The organism is Vibrio scophthalmi, assembly GCF_040869025.1.
Classification (GTDB): domain Bacteria; phylum Pseudomonadota; class Gammaproteobacteria; order Enterobacterales; family Vibrionaceae; genus Vibrio; species Vibrio scophthalmi.
In genome coordinates this window covers 1248463-1266820 of the sequence record NZ_CP134271.1, presented here as the reverse complement: position 1 = coordinate 1266820, position 18358 = coordinate 1248463, and the positions used below count along the sequence as shown (strand labels likewise).

General features: G+C 46.8%; 12 protein-coding genes, 3 tRNA genes and 4 rRNA genes. 13 read left to right on the top strand and 6 right to left on the bottom strand.

The features are described 5' to 3' along the window. Positions 1-86 precede the first annotated feature (86 nt). The 7 genes from rrf (RJD38_RS05790) to RJD38_RS05760 all read left to right on the top strand — a co-directional run bounded on the left by rrf (RJD38_RS05790) (position 87) and on the right by RJD38_RS05760 (position 5947). Positions 87-202 (top strand): 5S ribosomal RNA (rrf, locus tag RJD38_RS05790). A gap of 376 nt (positions 203-578) precedes the next feature. Beyond that, a 16S ribosomal RNA gene (locus RJD38_RS05785) occupies positions 579-2125 on the top strand. A gap of 66 nt (positions 2126-2191) precedes the next feature. Next, positions 2192-2268: transfer RNA gene (locus RJD38_RS05780), tRNA-Ile, on the top strand. Between the two features lie 42 nt (positions 2269-2310). Continuing rightward, positions 2311-2386: transfer RNA gene (locus RJD38_RS05775), tRNA-Ala, on the top strand. 294 nt (positions 2387-2680) lie between these two features. Continuing rightward, positions 2681-5574, top strand: a 23S ribosomal RNA gene (locus tag RJD38_RS05770). 110 nt (positions 5575-5684) lie between these two features. Next, positions 5685-5800 (top strand): 5S ribosomal RNA (rrf, locus tag RJD38_RS05765). Together the 16S, 23S and 5S rRNA genes with 3 tRNA genes alongside form the textbook arrangement of a ribosomal RNA operon. A gap of 70 nt (positions 5801-5870) precedes the next feature. Next, positions 5871-5947: transfer RNA gene (locus RJD38_RS05760), tRNA-Asp, on the top strand. Positions 5948-6506: 559 nt separating this feature from the next. Here the strand turns inward: RJD38_RS05760 and RJD38_RS05755 are convergent. The 5 genes from RJD38_RS05755 to hemC all read right to left on the bottom strand — a co-directional run bounded on the left by RJD38_RS05755 (position 6507) and on the right by hemC (position 11071). Continuing rightward, the gene (locus tag RJD38_RS05755) at positions 6507-6836 is read right to left on the bottom strand and encodes a c-type cytochrome (protein WP_065545928.1); all 330 of its coding nucleotides are present in this window, start codon (positions 6834-6836) and stop codon (positions 6507-6509) included. Positions 6837-6956: 120 nt separating this feature from the next. Beyond that, on the bottom strand, positions 6957-8135 hold the full coding sequence (locus RJD38_RS05750) for a heme biosynthesis protein HemY (RefSeq protein ID WP_065545929.1): 1179 nt from the start codon (positions 8133-8135) through the stop codon (positions 6957-6959). Beyond that, entirely contained in the window at positions 8135-9382 is a 1248-nt protein-coding gene (locus RJD38_RS05745; protein WP_065545930.1) for a uroporphyrinogen-III C-methyltransferase, read from the bottom strand. The genes RJD38_RS05750 and RJD38_RS05745 overlap by 1 nt, the downstream gene beginning before the upstream one ends. Positions 9383-9392: 10 nt before the next feature. After that, a complete protein-coding gene (locus tag RJD38_RS05740; protein ID WP_065545931.1) occupies positions 9393-10127 on the bottom strand; it encodes a uroporphyrinogen-III synthase in 735 nt (244 codons plus the stop codon). A gap of 5 nt (positions 10128-10132) precedes the next feature. Further along, a complete protein-coding gene (gene hemC, locus RJD38_RS05735) occupies positions 10133-11071 on the bottom strand; it encodes a hydroxymethylbilane synthase (RefSeq protein ID WP_009384183.1) in 939 nt (312 codons plus the stop codon). Between the two features lie 348 nt (positions 11072-11419). On the opposite strand from hemC, the gene RJD38_RS05730 reads away from it, so the two are divergent. Then, positions 11420-13948 carry a class I adenylate cyclase gene (locus RJD38_RS05730; protein ID WP_005600021.1) on the top strand — a complete coding sequence of 843 codons (2529 nt, stop codon included), beginning with the start codon at positions 11420-11422 and terminating at the stop codon, positions 13946-13948. Between the two features lie 97 nt (positions 13949-14045). On the opposite strand, the gene cyaY is transcribed toward RJD38_RS05730, so the two are convergent. Next, positions 14046-14360 (bottom strand): iron donor protein CyaY, encoded by a 315-nt coding sequence (gene cyaY / locus RJD38_RS05725; protein WP_005600023.1) that lies wholly within the window; start codon positions 14358-14360, stop codon positions 14046-14048. Here cyaY and RJD38_RS05720 point away from each other — a divergent pair. Genes RJD38_RS05720 through xerC form a run of 5 tightly spaced genes read left to right on the top strand, consistent with a single transcriptional unit; the run spans position 14340 to position 18320 of the window. Then, positions 14340-14558: an LPS translocon maturation chaperone LptM gene (locus RJD38_RS05720; RefSeq protein WP_081467402.1), complete on the top strand. Its 219-nt coding sequence runs from the start codon at positions 14340-14342 to the stop codon at positions 14556-14558. The two genes, cyaY and RJD38_RS05720, sit on opposite strands and share 21 nt — an antisense overlap. 56 nt (positions 14559-14614) lie before the next feature. After that, positions 14615-15868: a diaminopimelate decarboxylase gene (lysA, locus tag RJD38_RS05715; protein WP_005600025.1), complete on the top strand. Its 1254-nt coding sequence runs from the start codon at positions 14615-14617 to the stop codon at positions 15866-15868. A gap of 10 nt (positions 15869-15878) precedes the next feature. Further along, complete coding sequence (gene dapF, locus RJD38_RS05710) at positions 15879-16709, top strand: diaminopimelate epimerase (RefSeq protein ID WP_009384179.1); 831 nt, start codon at positions 15879-15881, stop codon at positions 16707-16709. Positions 16710-16723: 14 nt separating this feature from the next. Beyond that, positions 16724-17428, top strand: a complete 705-nt coding sequence (locus RJD38_RS05705; protein WP_005600026.1) for a DUF484 family protein — start codon at positions 16724-16726, stop codon at positions 17426-17428. Continuing rightward, on the top strand, positions 17400-18320 hold the full coding sequence (gene xerC / locus RJD38_RS05700; RefSeq protein WP_065545932.1) for a tyrosine recombinase XerC: 921 nt from the start codon (positions 17400-17402) through the stop codon (positions 18318-18320). The genes RJD38_RS05705 and xerC overlap by 29 nt, the downstream gene beginning before the upstream one ends. The last annotated feature ends 38 nt before the right edge of the window (positions 18321-18358 follow it).

Sequence of the window (18358 nt, the reverse complement as noted above, 5' to 3'; positions counted from 1 at the left end):
CACCCAAGGGGTTTTGTAGGACTCAATGCAAGAACGATTGAATGTGTAAATAGAACTTCAAACAGCTTTCCGAATTAAAGAATTTGCTTGGCGACCATAGCGTTGCGGACCCACCTGATTCCATGCCGAACTCAGAAGTGAAACGCAATAGCGCCGATGGTAGTGTGGGGTCTCCCCATGTGAGAGTAGGACATCGCCAGGCTTTATTTCGCACTTGCTTGAATTTCAAGCAAGTCACCATAAAATTTTAAGAAAACTTAGAGTTTTATGTTGACTTTCAAAGTGGGAAGCGTATTATACGCACCTCGCTGACGTGCTAAGGCACTGAAAGCAAAGCTCTTTAACAATATAAACCTATCAATCTGTGTGGGCACTCGTTGATGATAATCCAATAAGTTGTTACTTAGGTAACGACTGTTTCTTCGGAAACAAATTGGGTTCAATGAACTGAGTGACCAATACAAATAACTTCGGTTATTTGGCACAGTCAATTCATTATCGTTCTGTTGGAACGATAATAGCTTTAAAATTACTTTTAGTAGTTTTGAAGTCAGTATTCATTGAGCCGACAAAATCTTAAATTGAAGAGTTTGATCATGGCTCAGATTGAACGCTGGCGGCAGGCCTAACACATGCAAGTCGAGCGGTAACAGAAAGAAAGCTTGCTTTCTTTGCTGACGAGCGGCGGACGGGTGAGTAATGCCTGGGAATATGCCTTGATGTGGGGGATAACCATTGGAAACGATGGCTAATACCGCATAATGCCTACGGGCCAAAGAGGGGGATCTTCGGACCTCTCGCGTCAAGATTAGCCCAGGTGGGATTAGCTAGTTGGTGAGGTAATGGCTCACCAAGGCGACGATCCCTAGCTGGTCTGAGAGGATGATCAGCCACACTGGAACTGAGACACGGTCCAGACTCCTACGGGAGGCAGCAGTGGGGAATATTGCACAATGGGCGCAAGCCTGATGCAGCCATGCCGCGTGTGTGAAGAAGGCCTTCGGGTTGTAAAGCACTTTCAGTCGTGAGGAAGGTTCATACGTTAATAGCGTATGGATTTGACGTTAGCGACAGAAGAAGCACCGGCTAACTCCGTGCCAGCAGCCGCGGTAATACGGAGGGTGCGAGCGTTAATCGGAATTACTGGGCGTAAAGCGCATGCAGGTGGTTTGTTAAGTCAGATGTGAAAGCCCGGGGCTCAACCTCGGAATTGCATTTGAAACTGGCAGACTAGAGTACTGTAGAGGGGGGTAGAATTTCAGGTGTAGCGGTGAAATGCGTAGAGATCTGAAGGAATACCGGTGGCGAAGGCGGCCCCCTGGACAGATACTGACACTCAGATGCGAAAGCGTGGGGAGCAAACAGGATTAGATACCCTGGTAGTCCACGCCGTAAACGATGTCTACTTGGAGGTTGTGGCCTTGAGCCGTGGCTTTCGGAGCTAACGCGTTAAGTAGACCGCCTGGGGAGTACGGTCGCAAGATTAAAACTCAAATGAATTGACGGGGGCCCGCACAAGCGGTGGAGCATGTGGTTTAATTCGATGCAACGCGAAGAACCTTACCTACTCTTGACATCCAGAGAAGCCAGCGGAGACGCAGGTGTGCCTTCGGGAACTCTGAGACAGGTGCTGCATGGCTGTCGTCAGCTCGTGTTGTGAAATGTTGGGTTAAGTCCCGCAACGAGCGCAACCCTTATCCTTGTTTGCCAGCGAGTAATGTCGGGAACTCCAGGGAGACTGCCGGTGATAAACCGGAGGAAGGTGGGGACGACGTCAAGTCATCATGGCCCTTACGAGTAGGGCTACACACGTGCTACAATGGCGCATACAGAGGGCTGCCAACCAGCGATGGTGAGCGAATCCCAAAAAGTGCGTCGTAGTCCGGATTGGAGTCTGCAACTCGACTCCATGAAGTCGGAATCGCTAGTAATCGTGGATCAGAATGCCACGGTGAATACGTTCCCGGGCCTTGTACACACCGCCCGTCACACCATGGGAGTGGGCTGCAAAAGAAGTGGGTAGTTTAACCTTTCGGGGAGGACGCTCACCACTTTGTGGTTCATGACTGGGGTGAAGTCGTAACAAGGTAGCGCTAGGGGAACCTGGCGCTGGATCACCTCCTTATACGATGATTACTCACGATGAGTGTCCACACAGATTGATGGTTTATAAAGTTTAAGAGACGATACTGGGTCTGTAGCTCAGGTGGTTAGAGCGTTCGCCTGATAAGCGAGAGGTCGGTGGTTCGAGTCCACTCAGACCCACCAATTCCCTTCCCAAGGAATTGGCACACAGTATCGACACCTGATGGGGCTATAGCTCAGCTGGGAGAGCGCCTGCCTTGCACGCAGGAGGTCTGCGGTTCGATCCCGCATAGCTCCACCATCTTTAAGCGCATTTACTTTTGAATAGAAAGTTGAGTGTTTTTAAAAATGGTTTTCATCAGAAAATCTAGCTCTTTAACAATTTGGAAAGCTGACTGATAACAACATTGTTGTTATCAAAAAAAGTTCTCAATGTTTACCTTTAAGGTAAACACCAAAAAACACATTCAAGTGTTCTTGGCAATATCATCATTTATGATGATTATTCGAAATTGAGTCCGGCAAAATCGAACGTCTCTCACTCATAAAATAGAGAGACAACTTGGTTGTTTAACGAAACTCCTTCGGGTTGTATGGTTAAGTGACTAAGCGTACACGGTGGATGCCTTGGCAGTCAGAGGCGATGAAAGACGTAGTAACTTGCGATAAGCCCAGATTAGGTAGTAACAACCATTTGAGTCTGGGATTTCTGAATGGGGAAACCCACGTGCATAAGCACGTATCATTAACTGAATACATAGGTTAATGAGGCGAACCGGGGGAACTGAAACATCTAAGTACCCCGAGGAAAAGAAATCAACCGAGATTCCGAAAGTAGCGGCGAGCGAAATTGGATTAGCCCTTAAGCGTTTTATGCGTCAGGTGAAACTTCTGGAAAGTTGTGCGATACAGGGTGATAGCCCCGTAACCGGCAACGCATATTAGGTGAAAACGAGTAGGGCGGGACACGTGTTATCCTGTCTGAATATGGGGGGACCATCCTCCAAGGCTAAATACTACTGACTGACCGATAGTGAACCAGTACCGTGAGGGAAAGGCGAAAAGAACCCCTGTGAGGGGAGTGAAATAGAACCTGAAACCGTGTACGTACAAGCAGTAGGAGCGGGCATTGCGTCCCGTGACTGCGTACCTTTTGTATAATGGGTCAGCGACTTAATTTTAGTAGCAAGGTTAACCATCTAGGGGAGCCGTAGGGAAACCGAGTCTTAACTGGGCGTATAGTTGCTAGAATTAGACCCGAAACCAGGTGATCTAGCCATGGGCAGGTTGAAGATTGAGTAACATCAATTGGAGGACCGAACCGACTAATGTTGAAAAATTAGCGGATGACTTGTGGCTAGGGGTGAAAGGCCAATCAAACCTGGAGATAGCTGGTTCTCCCCGAAAGCTATTTAGGTAGCGCCTCGGACGAATACTACTGGGGGTAGAGCACTGTTAAGGCTAGGGGGTCATCCCGACTTACCAACCCTTTGCAAACTCCGAATACCAGTAAGTACTATCCGGGAGACACACGGCGGGTGCTAACGTCCGTCGTGGAGAGGGAAACAACCCAGACCGCCAGCTAAGGTCCCAAATTATTACTAAGTGGGAAACGATGTGGGAAGGCTTAGACAGCTAGGATGTTGGCTTAGAAGCAGCCATCATTTAAAGAAAGCGTAATAGCTCACTAGTCGAGTCGGCCTGCGCGGAAGATGTAACGGGGCTAAGTAATAAACCGAAGCTGCGGCAATGAAGTTTACTTCATTGGGTAGGGGAGCGTTCTGTAAGCGGTTGAAGGTGTGCTGTAAGGCATGCTGGACGTATCAGAAGTGCGAATGCTGACATGAGTAACGATAAAGGGGGTGAAAAACCTCCTCGCCGGAAGACCAAGGGTTCCTGTCCAACGTTAATCGGGGCAGGGTAAGTCGACCCCTAAGGCGAGGCCGAAAGGCGTAGTCGATGGGAAACGGGTTAATATTCCCGTACTTCTTATAATTGCGATGGGGGGACGGAGAAGGCTAGGTGGGCCTGGCGACGGTTGTCCAGGTTCAAGTACGTAGGCGGGTGGTTTAGGTAAATCCGGACCGCTATTAACGCTGAGATACGATGTCGAGCTACTACGGTAGTGAAGTCATTGATGCCATGCTTCCAGGAAAAGCCTCTAAGCTTCAGATTATAAGAAATCGTACCCCAAACCGACACAGGTGGTCGGGTAGAGAATACCAAGGCGCTTGAGAGAACTCGGGTGAAGGAACTAGGCAAAATGGTACCGTAACTTCGGGAGAAGGTACGCTCTCGACGGTGAAGTCCCTTGCGGATGGAGCTATTGGGAGTCGCAGATACCAGGTGGCTGCAACTGTTTATTAAAAACACAGCACTGTGCAAAATCGTAAGATGACGTATACGGTGTGACGCCTGCCCGGTGCCGGAAGGTTAATTGATGGGGTTAGACTTCGGTCGAAGCTCTTGATCGAAGCCCCGGTAAACGGCGGCCGTAACTATAACGGTCCTAAGGTAGCGAAATTCCTTGTCGGGTAAGTTCCGACCTGCACGAATGGCGTAATGATGGCCACGCTGTCTCCACCCGAGACTCAGTGAAATTGAAATCGCTGTGAAGATGCAGTGTACCCGCGGCTAGACGGAAAGACCCCGTGAACCTTTACTACAGCTTGGCACTGAACATTGACCCTACATGTGTAGGATAGGTGGGAGCCTTTGAAGCACGTACGCCAGTATGTGTGGAGGCAATCTTGAAATACCACCCTTGTATGCTTGATGTTCTAACGTTGGTCCCTTATCGGGATTACGGACAGTGCCTGGTGGGTAGTTTGACTGGGGCGGTCTCCTCCCAAAGAGTAACGGAGGAGCACGAAGGTGGGCTAAACACGGTTGGACATCGTGTGGTTAGTGCAATGGCATAAGCCCGCTTAACTGCGAGAATGACGGTTCGAGCAGGTACGAAAGTAGGTCATAGTGATCCGGTGGTTCTGTATGGAAGGGCCATCGCTCAACGGATAAAAGGTACTCCGGGGATAACAGGCTGATACCGCCCAAGAGTTCATATCGACGGCGGTGTTTGGCACCTCGATGTCGGCTCATCACATCCTGGGGCTGAAGTCGGTCCCAAGGGTATGGCTGTTCGCCATTTAAAGTGGTACGCGAGCTGGGTTTAGAACGTCGTGAGACAGTTCGGTCCCTATCTGCCGTGGGCGTTGGAAAATTGAAAGGGGCTGCTCCTAGTACGAGAGGACCGGAGTGGACGAACCTCTGGTGTTCGGGTTGTCATGCCAATGGCATTGCCCGGTAGCTAAGTTCGGAATCGATAACCGCTGAAAGCATCTAAGCGGGAAGCGAGCCTTGAGATGAGTTTTCCCTGGCACTTTAAGTGCCCTAAAGGGTTGTTCGAGACTAGAACGTTGATAGGCAGGGTGTGTAAGCGCTGTGAGGCGTTGAGCTAACCTGTACTAATTGCCCGTGAGGCTTAACCATACAACACCCAAGGGGTTTTGTAGGACTCAATGCAAGAACGATTGAATGTGTAATAGAACTTCAAAGACAGCTTTCCAGATTATTCTCTAGAAATAGAGAGAAAGAATTTGCTTGGCGACCATAGCGTTGCGGACCCACCTGATTCCATGCCGAACTCAGAAGTGAAACGCAATAGCGCCGATGGTAGTGTGGGGTCTCCCCATGTGAGAGTAGGACATCGCCAGGCTTTAAATTTCGTTTTTAGATAGACCATCTAGAAACAAAATGGACGCTTACTACGGTAAGTTTGCCACTGCGGAGTGGTAGTTCAGTTGGTTAGAATACCGGCCTGTCACGCCGGGGGTCGCGGGTTCGAGTCCCGTCCACTCCGCCACTTATTTGAAGAAGCCCTGCTAGTAATAGCAGGGCTTTTTTACGTCTGTAGGAAATGAACATAGTGGTAGTTCAGTTGGTTAGGCTTTTTATTGGAGAGCTTAGCGGCCTGTCACGCCGGGGGGGCGTATTGCTTTCAAGGTTTATAGACACCCCCGCCCACTCCGCCACTATTTTGAGAAAGCCCTGCTAGCAATAGCAGGGCTTTTTTACGTCTTTAGGAAATGAAGATAGTGGTTGTTCAGTTGGTTAGGCTTTTTATTAGAGAGCTTAGCGGCCCGTCACGCTGGGGCGTGTTGTTTTCAAGGTCGCTAGACAGTCCCGTCCACTCCGCCACTTATTTGAAGAAGCCCTGCTAGCAATAGCAGGGCTTTTTTACGTCTGTAGCAAACAAAAATAACGTTCATTCAGCGAGTTATCCCTTTTATTGGAGAGCTTGGCGGCTACAATATTCTCGCTTCTCGCTTCTCGCTTCTCGCTTCTCGCTTCTCGCTTCTCGCTTCTCGCTTCTCGCTTCTCGCTTCTCGCTTCTCGCTTCTCGCTTCTCGCTTCTCGTAATGCTACTCATTGACTTGCTCAATATAGGTGAAGATCAATTTTACCTCTTGCTCTGAAAGTACACTTCCCCATGCCGGCATTCCTTCATTGCCATTTAAAACGGTATCTATTAGTTCTGCTTCACTTTCCAACCAAGAGTTTAAACCCTGATATATATTACCGGGCTGCTCGGGTAATGCTTTACCGACGATGCCGTCTCCGTGTCCTTTAGGGCCATGGCACGAAGTGCAAAGTGATTGATATAACTGTTGGCCTCGAAGCTGCTCTGCTTTTACAGAGTGAGATAGGCAAATAGAGAGGGCGGTTAAAGAGAGAACTAACAACGGCTTCATTCGATATCCTGTTAACTAGTTTTAAGTAAGTAGGATAGCGGTGTGGTAATGAAATATTTGTCGATTGAAGGTGTAAAAAAACCGGCCCAAAGGCCGGTCTTTGTTCATATTTTGAACGATTTAGTGGCTTGCGAGAGTGAGTGCTTTTTTAGATACCTCATGTGCCGCTTTATTAAAGTTTTGCTTTTCCAGCGTATCGGCTAAATAGGCGTAGTCAGAGACACTTGAACGCAGCGCAAGCGCTTTCTCAAAGTGCTGCTGGGCATCAGCCCAATGCTGATTACGTAATAGGAACTGTGCTAGAGCGCTGTGAGCTTCAGCGTTGTTACCATCTTTACGCAATACGTCTTCAAGGAAGACAATAGCAGGGTGGTTATCAGCAAGATTCATTTGTGGCAGCAACTTATAAAGGTCACTGCTTGGATGCTTTTTAAGGGCCTCTTTTACGACAGTAAAGGCATGAGCATCCGCTTTGCGCAAAATGAGTTGCTTCGCGAAGCACTCAACAAGGTGTAAGTCACTCTTTAACTTACGTGACAAGCCATTCCAGTGTTGGATTAGACCTTCACTGCCTTTTTGTCCTGCTATTTCAGCCAATAAGCCACACTCTGCTCGTAGAGTGAACTGCTGTTGGTCATCTTTGGTAATAAGCTTAGCTTTAAGTAGTTTTGGCTGTAGCTCCAGCAATGGTTCCCATAGCTTGAGTTCAAGATAAACCGTTTTGAGCAAACTAAGCAAGATAGCATTGTTAGGGTAATCCCCTTTAAGATCTGACAGAGTTGCAAAAGCCTGTTCAAATAAACCTTCACGTATTTGTTGTTTTGCACGTGTGAGTTCTACGGCTAAGCGCGAGTCTTTTTGCTCTAATGCTAGCTGCAAATAGTGGTCGCGTTTTTCATTATCGGCCATCCCCTGAGCTGCTTCAGAAGCAACTAAGTAACACAGTAAAGGCATATCATGGTGATTTGCCCAACGGGTGACTTTTTTCTCCGCTGTTTTGAAGTCACCTTCAAGTAAGCTGATGATACCTTCGTTTGTTAGGCGGCGAGACCGGCGCATTTTACGCACGCTGAAATAGTTCCAAGTGGCAGAACTGGCGTAAAACATTTTCTTTAGTAGGTACTCTAAGCCAAATAGTGCGGCTAGAGTTGCAATGACGAAAATGACTAACGTTGTTACGCTCATTTCCAGCGTTTTGTTCGCTACTGAGATAAGTACGTAACCCTGCTGACCAGAATACTGGCTGCCAACAAAGAGACCTGCACCAAGAACGATAAAGAGAAATATGAGTCGAAACATTATTTATCCTCCGTTCCTAATGTGGTGACCTCGCGACGCAATCTATCACGAATTACGTCAGATAAAGTTTGTTGGGTTTCCAGTTTGACTGGATAGTCGACTTGGACATTTTGTTCACTTAACAGAGTTAATGCCTTATCAAACTCTTTGACGGCATTGCTGTCCGGGTCGAAGAAGGAGTGCGACCATTGCTCTGCCGTATCTAGCGCTGCAATGTAGATGTCTTGTTGTTCGATATAGACAGCTTTGATTGCGGTCTCTAGCTTCGCTTTCATATTTTCTTTTAAATAGAAATGTTGTTGTGGAGAAAGCAAAGGGATGATGTTGCCATCGCGAGAGCGGAACGTAATAAAATTCTCGGAAAAATCTTTGAGTGAAGTTTTTAGATTCTCCTGCCAATCGGTAATATCCTGTGAAACTTCTTGGGGCTGCTCAGGCTGCGCATCCGGCAAGATAGCATTGGCCAGTGGTAAGTCATCAACTTGTTGCTGAAGTGCCGTTAACCGTAACACCAGACCATCACGGTCGATAATCGGAATCGATTTTAAAGTCGTTATATCTTTCGCCATCAATTTACGCAGTGGTACTAGGCTTGGATCGTTTAATGCGGCAATACGCTGATCCGCGCTTTCCATTAATTGAGTGGCGCTTTCAGCATCATGTTCGAGAAATAGTTTTCGTCCGGCCAGTTTGACTAGGTAATCGGCTTCGGCAAGCAACCAATCATTCGGCCTACGGCCTTTTACGTCCGCAATTGCCAGTTGTAGGCTTTCAATACTTTTTTGTTGCTGAGCTAGAATGGTTTCAGCATGATGAGTGACTTCTGTCGCTTTGGCTAATGTTGCTTTTTCTGTGGCGGCAAGCTCACTTTGTATTGATGATTGGGTTTGCTCTAATTGGCTACGCAGTGCGTTGATTTGAGCTTGGTATTGGGCATCTTTTTGTTGCAAGTGATAGGTTAATCCACCGCCAAACAAGATTGAGAGTACGATGGCAACTACACCCAACTTTACGCCTCGTTTGCCTTGTTTCTCTTCAAACGTGACGGCTTTTTCACTGGTTTGAGTATCGGAAGGTGTGGTGGTAGTCTTATTTGTGGAGTGATTAGCTGCCTCGCCCTTATCGGCTGAACCTTTCACTTCACTCTTCTTTGATGACGCGAGTTGGTCTGTTGACTGGGTATCGGTCGTTACCGCACTTTCTTTCTCTGATTTAACTTGATCGTTATTGTTCTTTTTACTTGTCATGATACTCGTCCTATCTGTTTGGCCAGAGAGTTGCCAATAAATCTTGGTTTGAAGCACTTCCTGTATTGACGACGGAATGGAAGCCAAAGCGTCGCGCTTCATTTGCGATCCGTTCACTAGGAACGAAAAGCGTTAATTGTTGTAACCAGCTTTGGAACTGAGGTGCGATCTGCTGGATAAAAAAGTTAAGTTGCCCAGAGCTGGTGATCACTACTTGATCGACATGGCTATCTTGCCAGAGTGGTACCGTTAATTCTGAGCGGAAAGCGAGATTTTCTCGTTTATATACTTCGCAATATTCTACGTGAGCTTGGCGTTGTATTAGTGTGTCAAATATGAGTTCACGGCCACCATTGCCACGTAATATCAAAATACGTTGCCCTGCAATACAGCCAAGTTGCGGCATGCTAAGTAAATGCTCGCTATCACTTACTAATGGATAGTTTACGTTTTGTTGCGTGGCTTTGCCTAAATAGTGTGCGGTTTTTTGACCAACGGCAAGGTAAGTGATGGATTGAGGCCAATGATGCTGATATTTATCTAGCGCTTTGTTCGCGTATTGCACCGCATGTTGACTGACAGCGATAACAATGTCTGCATGCTTAAGTTGCAGAGGTAAGCTGGAGAGTTGCTCTCCAGCTTGGATGGTAATCAGTGGGTGATGAAGCGCTTTCAATCCACGCAGCTTAAGCTGATGGCAAAGCGCTTTCCCTTGTTCACCAGGTCGAGTGACCAACACTGTCATGGTGATTACTCGTGTTCAGCGTAAAGCCTAGTTAAAATGTCGCGGGCACCTTGATCTAACAATTGGTTTGCTAGCGTAATACCTAACTCTTCAGCTTGTTCACGTGGGCCTTGAATTTCGCCACGAATGATTTGAGAACCATCAGGTTCTCCCACCAATGCACGTAGCCAAATTTGGTCACCGTCGAGTAATGAATAACTGCCGATAGGCACTTGGCAACCACCTTCAAGAGTGAGGTTCATTGCGCGTTCACAAAGGACGCGGTCTGCGGTGTCTTTGTGATTGAGTGGTTCTAGTAGCTTGATAAGGCGTTCATCGTCTAAGCGACATTCAATGCCGACAGCGCCTTGTCCTACTGCAGGCAGAGACTCTTCTGCTTCCATAAAGCTACGGATACGCTCTTCCAGTTTCAAGCGTTTAAGGCCAGCGGCTGCGAGAACAATCGCGTCATATTCACCCGCATCAAGTTTGCCTAAACGCGTGCCAACGTTACCACGCAGATCTTTGATAATAATATCCGGGCGGCGTTCTTTGATTTGGCACTGGCGACGTAGACTGCATGTGCCAACAACAGAGCCTTGTGGCAGCTCATCAATATTATTGTAGGTATTCGATACGAAGGCATCACGTGGGTCTTCACGTTCACAAATGGTCACAAGACCAAGGCCGTCAGGAAAATCAACCGGCACATCTTTCATTGAGTGAACGGCGAGATCGGCACGACCTTCTAACATCGCCACTTCCAGCTCTTTTACAAATAGGCCTTTACCGCCCACTTTGGCCAGCGGTGTATCAAGGATAATGTCGCCTTTGGTTACCATGGTCACCAGTTCTACTTCCAGGCCTGGGTGAGCAGCTTGTAGAGCGTCTCTAACAAAATAAGCTTGCCACAAAGCGAGTGGGCTTTTGCGTGTTGCAATTCGGATTGGAGATGAATGTGTCATAATCGCCTACGATAATTAAAAGCTTGAATACGCTTATCCTACCATTGTGCGGGTGAAAAATTTACTGGCGATTGCAGGGGGAGTGCAATTCCCGATCAAGTAGCACATTATTGCCAAAATAGTGTGATAGCTATCCCGTTTATCGACTAGGCTGTTATAAGAAAATAGAGTTACACACCACACTATGGGGTGAGTGAACGACGGAAGTTGAGCAGCAAAACAATGTAGAATCGATCGTACAATTCTTTACCAATTCAAATAAAAATGATAGATTGATCACGTTTTGTTGGTGCTTTAGACGAATTATTAACCGAAGCATCGAATAGGAAATCATTCAAGGAATAACCCTTGCAGGCTTACACTGAGAAGTTGATCCAAAGATTAGATAACTTAAACCAGCAGCGAATCGATCGCGCGCTGGCGCTTATGGATTTGCAAGCTCAGCGAGTCTTCCATCTGATTCCTGTCCTCCTACACTACAACCATCCTGTTTTCCCTGGCTTTTATGACGCTCAAGTTCCTTATGGGATTCATCATCTCGATCTGAATTCAATTCAACGTCAATTTGTTGAAGATACTGAGCTAACCATTGGCCAATCACTGGTCTCTCGAGAGACTCCCTCTATCCTTGCGCTTTATACCATGGGCAGTACCTCATCAATCGGGCAAAGTACCTCGAGTGATTTGGATATTTGGGTCTGTGTATCACCATCAATGAGTCATGATGAGCGCGAAAGCCTCAACAATAAATGCTTGTTGATTACTGATTGGGCACAAAGCCAAGGGGTGGAAGCGAACTTTTTCATCATGGATGAAGATCGCTTTAAGTCGAATCGTTCTGAAGAAATGACCGGTGATAACTGTGGTTCATCACAACACATGCTGTTGTTGGATGAATTTTATCGCAGTGCAGTCCGTTTGGCTGGACAACGATTGTTATGGCAGATAGTGCCGCCAGAAATGGAAGAGTGCTACGACGAATACGTAGAGCGTTTGTGTCATGCCGGCACGATAGATTGTTCTACTTGGATTGATTTTGGTCAGTTGAACCGAATTCCAGCGGAAGAATATTTCGGCTCGAATTTGTGGCAGTTGTACAAAAGTATCGACTCACCTTATAAGTCGGTACTGAAAGCCATCCTGTTAGAAGCGTATTCGTGGGAGTACCCAAATACTCAGCTTTTAAGTTTAGATACCAAGCGTCGCTTCTTTGCTGATGAACCCGATCTTTATGGCATGGATACGTATTATCTGATGCTCGAGAAGGTTACTCGTTATTTAGAGCGTATTGGCGATACCACGCGTCTTGATCTTGTCCGCCGTTGTTTCTATCTCAAAACGCATGAAAAACTGTCGCGTGAACCGGGTGTCGGTTCTGTCGCATGGCGTCGTGAAGCAATGAACGAAATGGTGAAGCAATGGCATTGGTCACAGGCAACCATCGTTGAGCTTGATGACCGACGACATTGGAAAGTTGAGCAAGTGAAAGTGGTGCACCATGCATTGCTTGATGCTTTGATGCTGAGCTACCGCAACCTGATCCAATTTGCGCGCCGCAATGATATTACTTCGGCTATTAGCCCGCAGGACATCAGTATTTTGGCGCGTAAGCTTTATGCGGCCTTTGAAGTCTTGCCAGGTAAGGTAACCTTACTTAACCCACAAATTTCACCGGATCTACACGAGCCGGATCTGACCTTTATTGAAGTGCCGCAAGGGCGTACTAATCAGTCAGGTTGGTATCTCTACAAGCAACCACTGCAACCGATGCGTATTCTTGGTCAGCCTCATCTTGAGCACAACGAATACTTAAGTAAGTTAGTGGCGTGGGCATTTTTTAATGGTTTGATCACCGAATCGACACGCTTAAATTCGGTGATTCGCGATGCGTATCTGGATATTGATAAGTTTTATCAAATGGTCAGCGATTTGCGTAATACCTTCTCGCTGCGTAAACGTCGCCCAACAATGCAGGCGCTTGCGAGCCCATGTGAAATCAGCCAATTGGCCATGTTCATCAACTTCGAAGATGATCCAACTGCAGAGTTGAGCGGCAAGTCGCTTAAAGTCGATTTGAAAAATATCGATGTGTTTAGTTATGGCCCTGAGCAGAAGTGCTTGGTCGGCAGTGTCGATTTGGTCTACCGTAACTCTTGGCATGAAGTGAGAACGCTACATTTCCAAGGTGAAACGGCAATGCTCGATGCGTTGAAAACCGTATTGGGCAAAATGCATCAAGACGCGTTGCCACCAGAATCTGTGGACGTGTTCTGTTACAGCAAAAATCTACGCGGCGTAATGCGTAATATGGTCTATCAGTTGTTGGCTGAATGTATCGACTTGCGTTTAAAACCGGTTGAGCAAGAAAAGCGTCGCCGCTTTAAAGCTCTACGCATTGCTCAGCAGATGTATGGTTTGTTCTTTGAGCGTCGTGGTGTTTCAGTGCAGATGCTGGAAAACTCGGTTGATTTTTATCGCAGTATTTCTTCCAATAAGCTCAAAGGCTCACCGCTGTTGATGTTGGATAAAGATCAAGATTACCAGTTGCCAGAAATTGTAGATAACTATGCCAGCGAAGGTTTGGTGCAGTTCTTCTTTGAAGATAATGAGCAAGGCTTCAATATTTATGTGTTGGATGAATCCAACCGAGTGGAAGTTTATCACCAGTTTAATGGCGAGAAAGATGAGATGATCGCTAGCGTGAATAGTTTCTATACTTCCGCGCGTGATGATAGCCAAGTGGCATCGAAGCTGATTAACTTTAACTTACCGCAGTATTATCAGATTGTGCATAACGTCGATGAAGAGCCCTACATTGTGCCTTATCGAAATGATGGCGCGACCTACACCAAGCCGAATCGAGCGATTAATGCCTAATCGCACAGAGTATTGAGATCGAATAAGAGCACCATAAAGGTGCTCTTATTGTTTGTATGGTCTTTATCGCACTTGGCGGAGGAGAAAGCCAGTTCGGTTACACCCATTCAATTTCTTCGTCGGCGTGTTTTTCACACTCTTGCTTAACCATGGCAATCAGTTCAACGCCCGTCTTAGAGCAAATCCATTGTTGATCAATATAAGCAAAATGGAAGCCGCCAGAGCGCGAAGCTAACCAAATTTCTTTCATTGGTTCTTGGCGGTTGATGATGATTTGACTGCGATTTTCAAATTCTAGCGTCATCACATTGCCTGAAGTTTCAAAATCGATATCCGCGCCAGAATCATCAATCATTTCTTCGATGATTTGCATTTGTTTGTCCGCAAGTTGATGAAATTCTGTCTCGTTCATCTTGTCTATCCTATTGCTTTTCTTGAGTGTGGTGCGATTATAGGGGGCATTGGAATAATAATCACGATTAGCCCCATGAAAAAATCAATCTTAGCTCTGTTTTTACTATCAATGTTGGGTTTGGCAGGTTGCGGTCAAACAGGTCCGCTCTACATGCCTGACGATGCTCCGCAGAATGAGCAGTCTCAAGAAAATTAATATCGGCAAGTGATGTCGGTCAGTCGACAAAGAAAATCTTAAAAGGGAAAGCAATTTTGGATTACTTCAATTATCAGGATGATGGCCAACTTTGGGCCGAAGAGGTTCCTTTATCTGATTTAGCAGAGCAATTTGGAACACCACTTTATGTCTATTCACGTGCAACGCTGGAACGTCATTGGCATGCGTTTGATAAAGCCGTTGGTGAACACCCGCATTTAGTTTGTTTCGCAGTGAAAGCCAACTCAAACATTGGCGTATTGAATACGCTGGCTCGTTTAGGTTCTGGCTTTGATATTGTCTCAGGCGGTGAGCTTGAGCGTGTTATCGCGGCAGGTGGTGAGCCAAGTAAAGTTGTGTTTTCTGGCTTAGGTAAAACAGAAGCGGAAATGAAACGTGCGTTAGAACTTGGCATTAAATGTTTTAATGTTGAATCTGAACCTGAACTGGAGCGCTTAAATAAAGTCGCGGCAGAATTAGGGGTGAAAGCGCCGGTCTCATTACGCATCAATCCAGATGTCGATGCTCAGACCCATCCATACATTTCTACTGGTTTACGTGAAAACAAATTTGGTATCGCTTTTGATCGTGCTCCAGTGGTGTATGAACTTGCCGTTCAATTACCTCACCTTGATGTCAAAGGCATAGATTGCCATATCGGTTCACAGTTGACGGATCTTGAACCTTTCATTGATGCTACCGATCGTCTATTGGCTCTGATTGATGAGTTGAAGTCGAAAGGCATCAATATTCGCCATCTGGATGTGGGTGGTGGTCTTGGTGTTGTTTATCGTGATGAGTTGCCTCCTCAGCCATCTGACTATGCCAAAGCCTTACTTGGTCGCCTAGATAATCATCAAGATCTTGAATTGATCTTCGAACCGGGTCGTGCCATCTGCGCCAACGCCGGTGTCTTACTGACTAAGGTTGAATTCCTAAAGCACACTGAACACAAAAACTTTGCCATTATTGACGCGGCGATGAACGACTTGATGCGCCCTGCGCTATACCAAGCGTGGCAAGATATCGTGCCAGTGACACCGCGAGATGGTGCCGCAAAAGATTACGATGTGGTCGGGGCTATTTGTGAAACCAGTGATTTCTTGGGCAAAGACCGTTCATTGGCGTTAGAGCCAAATGATTTACTGGCGGTACGTTCTGCTGGTGCTTATGGCTTTGTGATGTCGTCTAACTACAATACGCGTACTCGTGCGGCAGAGGTGATGGTTGATGGCAATCGAGCCCACCTAGTCCGTCAACGCGAAGAACTCACTAGCCTATGGGCGCTAGAGAGCGTTTTACCGGAGTAATAGAGACTGTATGCATTTCCATTTTTCTAAAATGCATGGTTTGGGTAATGATTTCATGGTTGTGGATTGCATTACTCAAAACATCTTTTTCTCACCTGATTTGATCCGCCGCTTGGCGGATCGTCATACTGGTGTCGGTTTCGACCAGCTACTGGTGGTTGAAGCGCCATATGATCCAGAAACCGATTTTCATTACCGCATTTTCAATGCGGATGGCAGCGAAGTTGAGCAATGTGGTAATGGTGCACGCTGCTTTGCTCGTTTTGTGCGTATGAAAGGCCTGACCAATAAATACAGCATCAGCGTGAGCACTAAAAAAGGCAAAATGGTTCTCTATTGTGAAGAGGACGATCAGATCACCGTGAATATGGGTGAGCCTGAATTTGAGCCAAGTAAAATTCCATTTAAAGCCAAACAAATGGAAAAAACCTATATTCTGCGCACTGAAGAAAAAACCCTTTTCTGTGGTGCGGTCAGCATGGGTAACCCACACGTAGTGACAGTGGTCGATGATGTCGATACCGCGGATGTAGAAACGTTAGGGCCATTACTCGAATCGCACGAACGTTTCCCTGAGCGCGTCAATGCTGGCTTTATGCAAGTGGTGAATCGCAACGAAGTGAGACTACGTGTTTACGAACGCGGTGCAGGTGAAACACAAGCCTGTGGTAGTGGTGCCTGTGGTGCGGTTGCTGTGGGTATTTTGCAGGGTTTATTGGATGAAACCGTTAGGGTTTCCCTACCTGGTGGATCTTTGAGTATTCGCTGGAAAGGAGTCGGCAGTCCGCTGTATATGACAGGGCCTGCGAGCCATGTTTATGATGGTCAGATTAACTGTTAATTAAGGATCGTTTTGTGTCTCAAATAAAAGCGGATGCATTGACTGCAGAAGTGGTTGCAGAGTATCTGCGTGACAATCCAGATTTTTTTGTCGACCGTCGTGAATTGGTGGATCGTTTAGCTCTGGCTAATCAAGAGCAAGGTGCGGTTTCATTGGTGCATATTCAAATGAATCGTCAGCGCCAGCGAATTGAAGAGTTAGAAGAAGAGATTACCGGTTTAATGTCGTTGGCGGCTAACAATGACAAGACCTTTCACGAATTTATGGATCTGCAAGAGCAGGTTTTGAAAAGTGATGCATTATTGGATGCGATTGAGGCGATTGAAAATAAAGCCAAGTCACTTGGTTTAGTCGCTTATGTGCGTTTATTCGATTCTCAATCGGCACGCAATCGACTCGCACCAGAGCATTACCAGCGTTTCGCTACCAATCACCTAAATGGTAAGTCTGCGTACTTAGGCCGAATGCGTAAAGCCGACCGAGAGCTGTTGTTCGGGGAACACAATCGTTCGCCAGAGCTTGGTTCTTACGTTGTGCTACCTTTAAGTAAAGGAAAAACTCAAGGATTGATAGCGTTTTCCAGTGAAGATGGCGGCCACTTCCAACCACATATGGATACCTTGTTTTTACGCCATTTAGCGTCGGTACTTTCTCATGTTATCGCCACGCTACCTTGGCAAGTGGACAGCAATGAGCGAATCAGTACAACCTCTGCCTAATAGTCTTCAACAGCCCTTGGATCGCTTCTATGAATACCTGCGAAGTGAAAAAGGGCTGAGTCTTCATACCCAACGTAATTACAAACAGCAGCTGGAAACCATGGCGCAGCACCTGCGCAGCATGGGCTTAAATGACTGGACACAAGTCGATGCTGCTTGGGTACGTCAACTCGCGAGTAAAGGCATGCGTGAAGGGATGAAAGCCAGTAGCTTGGCGACTCGTCTTTCTTGCCTTCGCAGTTTCTTTGACTTTCTTTTGTTGCGTGGCGAGTTAACCGCGAACCCGGCGAAAGGGGTTTCGGCACCAAGAAAAAAACGCCCACTACCGAAAAATCTCGATGTGGATGAAGTCGGTCAACTGCTCGAAGTCACCGATGATGATCCTCTTTCGATTCGCGATCGTGCCATGATGGAACTGATGTATGGCGCAGGCTTACGTTTAGCTGAGATGGTGAGTGTGAATCTGAGAGATGTTAGCTTGTTTAGTGGCGAGCTACGCGTGGTCGGTAAAGGCGATAAAGAACGTAAAGTGCCGTTTTCAGGCATGGCCAAAGAGTGGGTCGGCAAATGGTTAAAAGTCCGTTCTGGTTTAGCCAATAGTGATGAAAAAGCGCTATTTGTTTCTAAGCTGGGTGTTCGGATCTCGCATCGCAACGTACAAAAGCGCATGGCGGAGTGGGGACAAAAACAATCGGTCGCGAGCCATATTAGTCCACACAAACTGCGTCATTCGTTTGCTACTCATATGCTGGAGTCGAGTAATAATCTACGTGCGGTACAAGAATTGCTCGGGCATGAGAATATCTCGACCACGCAAATTTATACCCACCTTGATTTCCAGCACTTGGCACAAGTGTATGATCAGGCCCATCCTCGAGCGAAAAAGAAATAATCCAATAATGACTCTGTGTGCAACTGGCGAATGAACAG

Coding starts and splice junctions, on each gene's coding strand:
- RJD38_RS05750 (WP_065545929.1), bottom strand. CDS start 8,135: ATGTTTCGACTCATATTTCTCTTTATCGTTCTTGGTGCAGGTCTCTTT.
- RJD38_RS05720 (WP_081467402.1), top strand. CDS start 14,340: ATGAAATTCTGTCTCGTTCATCTTGTCTATCCTATTGCTTTTCTTGAG.
- dapF (WP_009384179.1), top strand. CDS start 15,879: ATGCATTTCCATTTTTCTAAAATGCATGGTTTGGGTAATGATTTCATG.
- RJD38_RS05740 (WP_065545931.1), bottom strand. CDS start 10,127: ATGACAGTGTTGGTCACTCGACCTGGTGAACAAGGGAAAGCGCTTTGC.
- cyaY (WP_005600023.1), bottom strand. CDS start 14,360: ATGAACGAGACAGAATTTCATCAACTTGCGGACAAACAAATGCAAATC.
- RJD38_RS05745 (WP_065545930.1), bottom strand. CDS start 9,382: ATGACAAGTAAAAAGAACAATAACGATCAAGTTAAATCAGAGAAAGAA.
- xerC (WP_065545932.1), top strand. CDS start 17,400: ATGAGCGAATCAGTACAACCTCTGCCTAATAGTCTTCAACAGCCCTTG.
- RJD38_RS05755 (WP_065545928.1), bottom strand. CDS start 6,836: ATGAAGCCGTTGTTAGTTCTCTCTTTAACCGCCCTCTCTATTTGCCTA.
- hemC (WP_009384183.1), bottom strand. CDS start 11,071: ATGACACATTCATCTCCAATCCGAATTGCAACACGCAAAAGCCCACTC.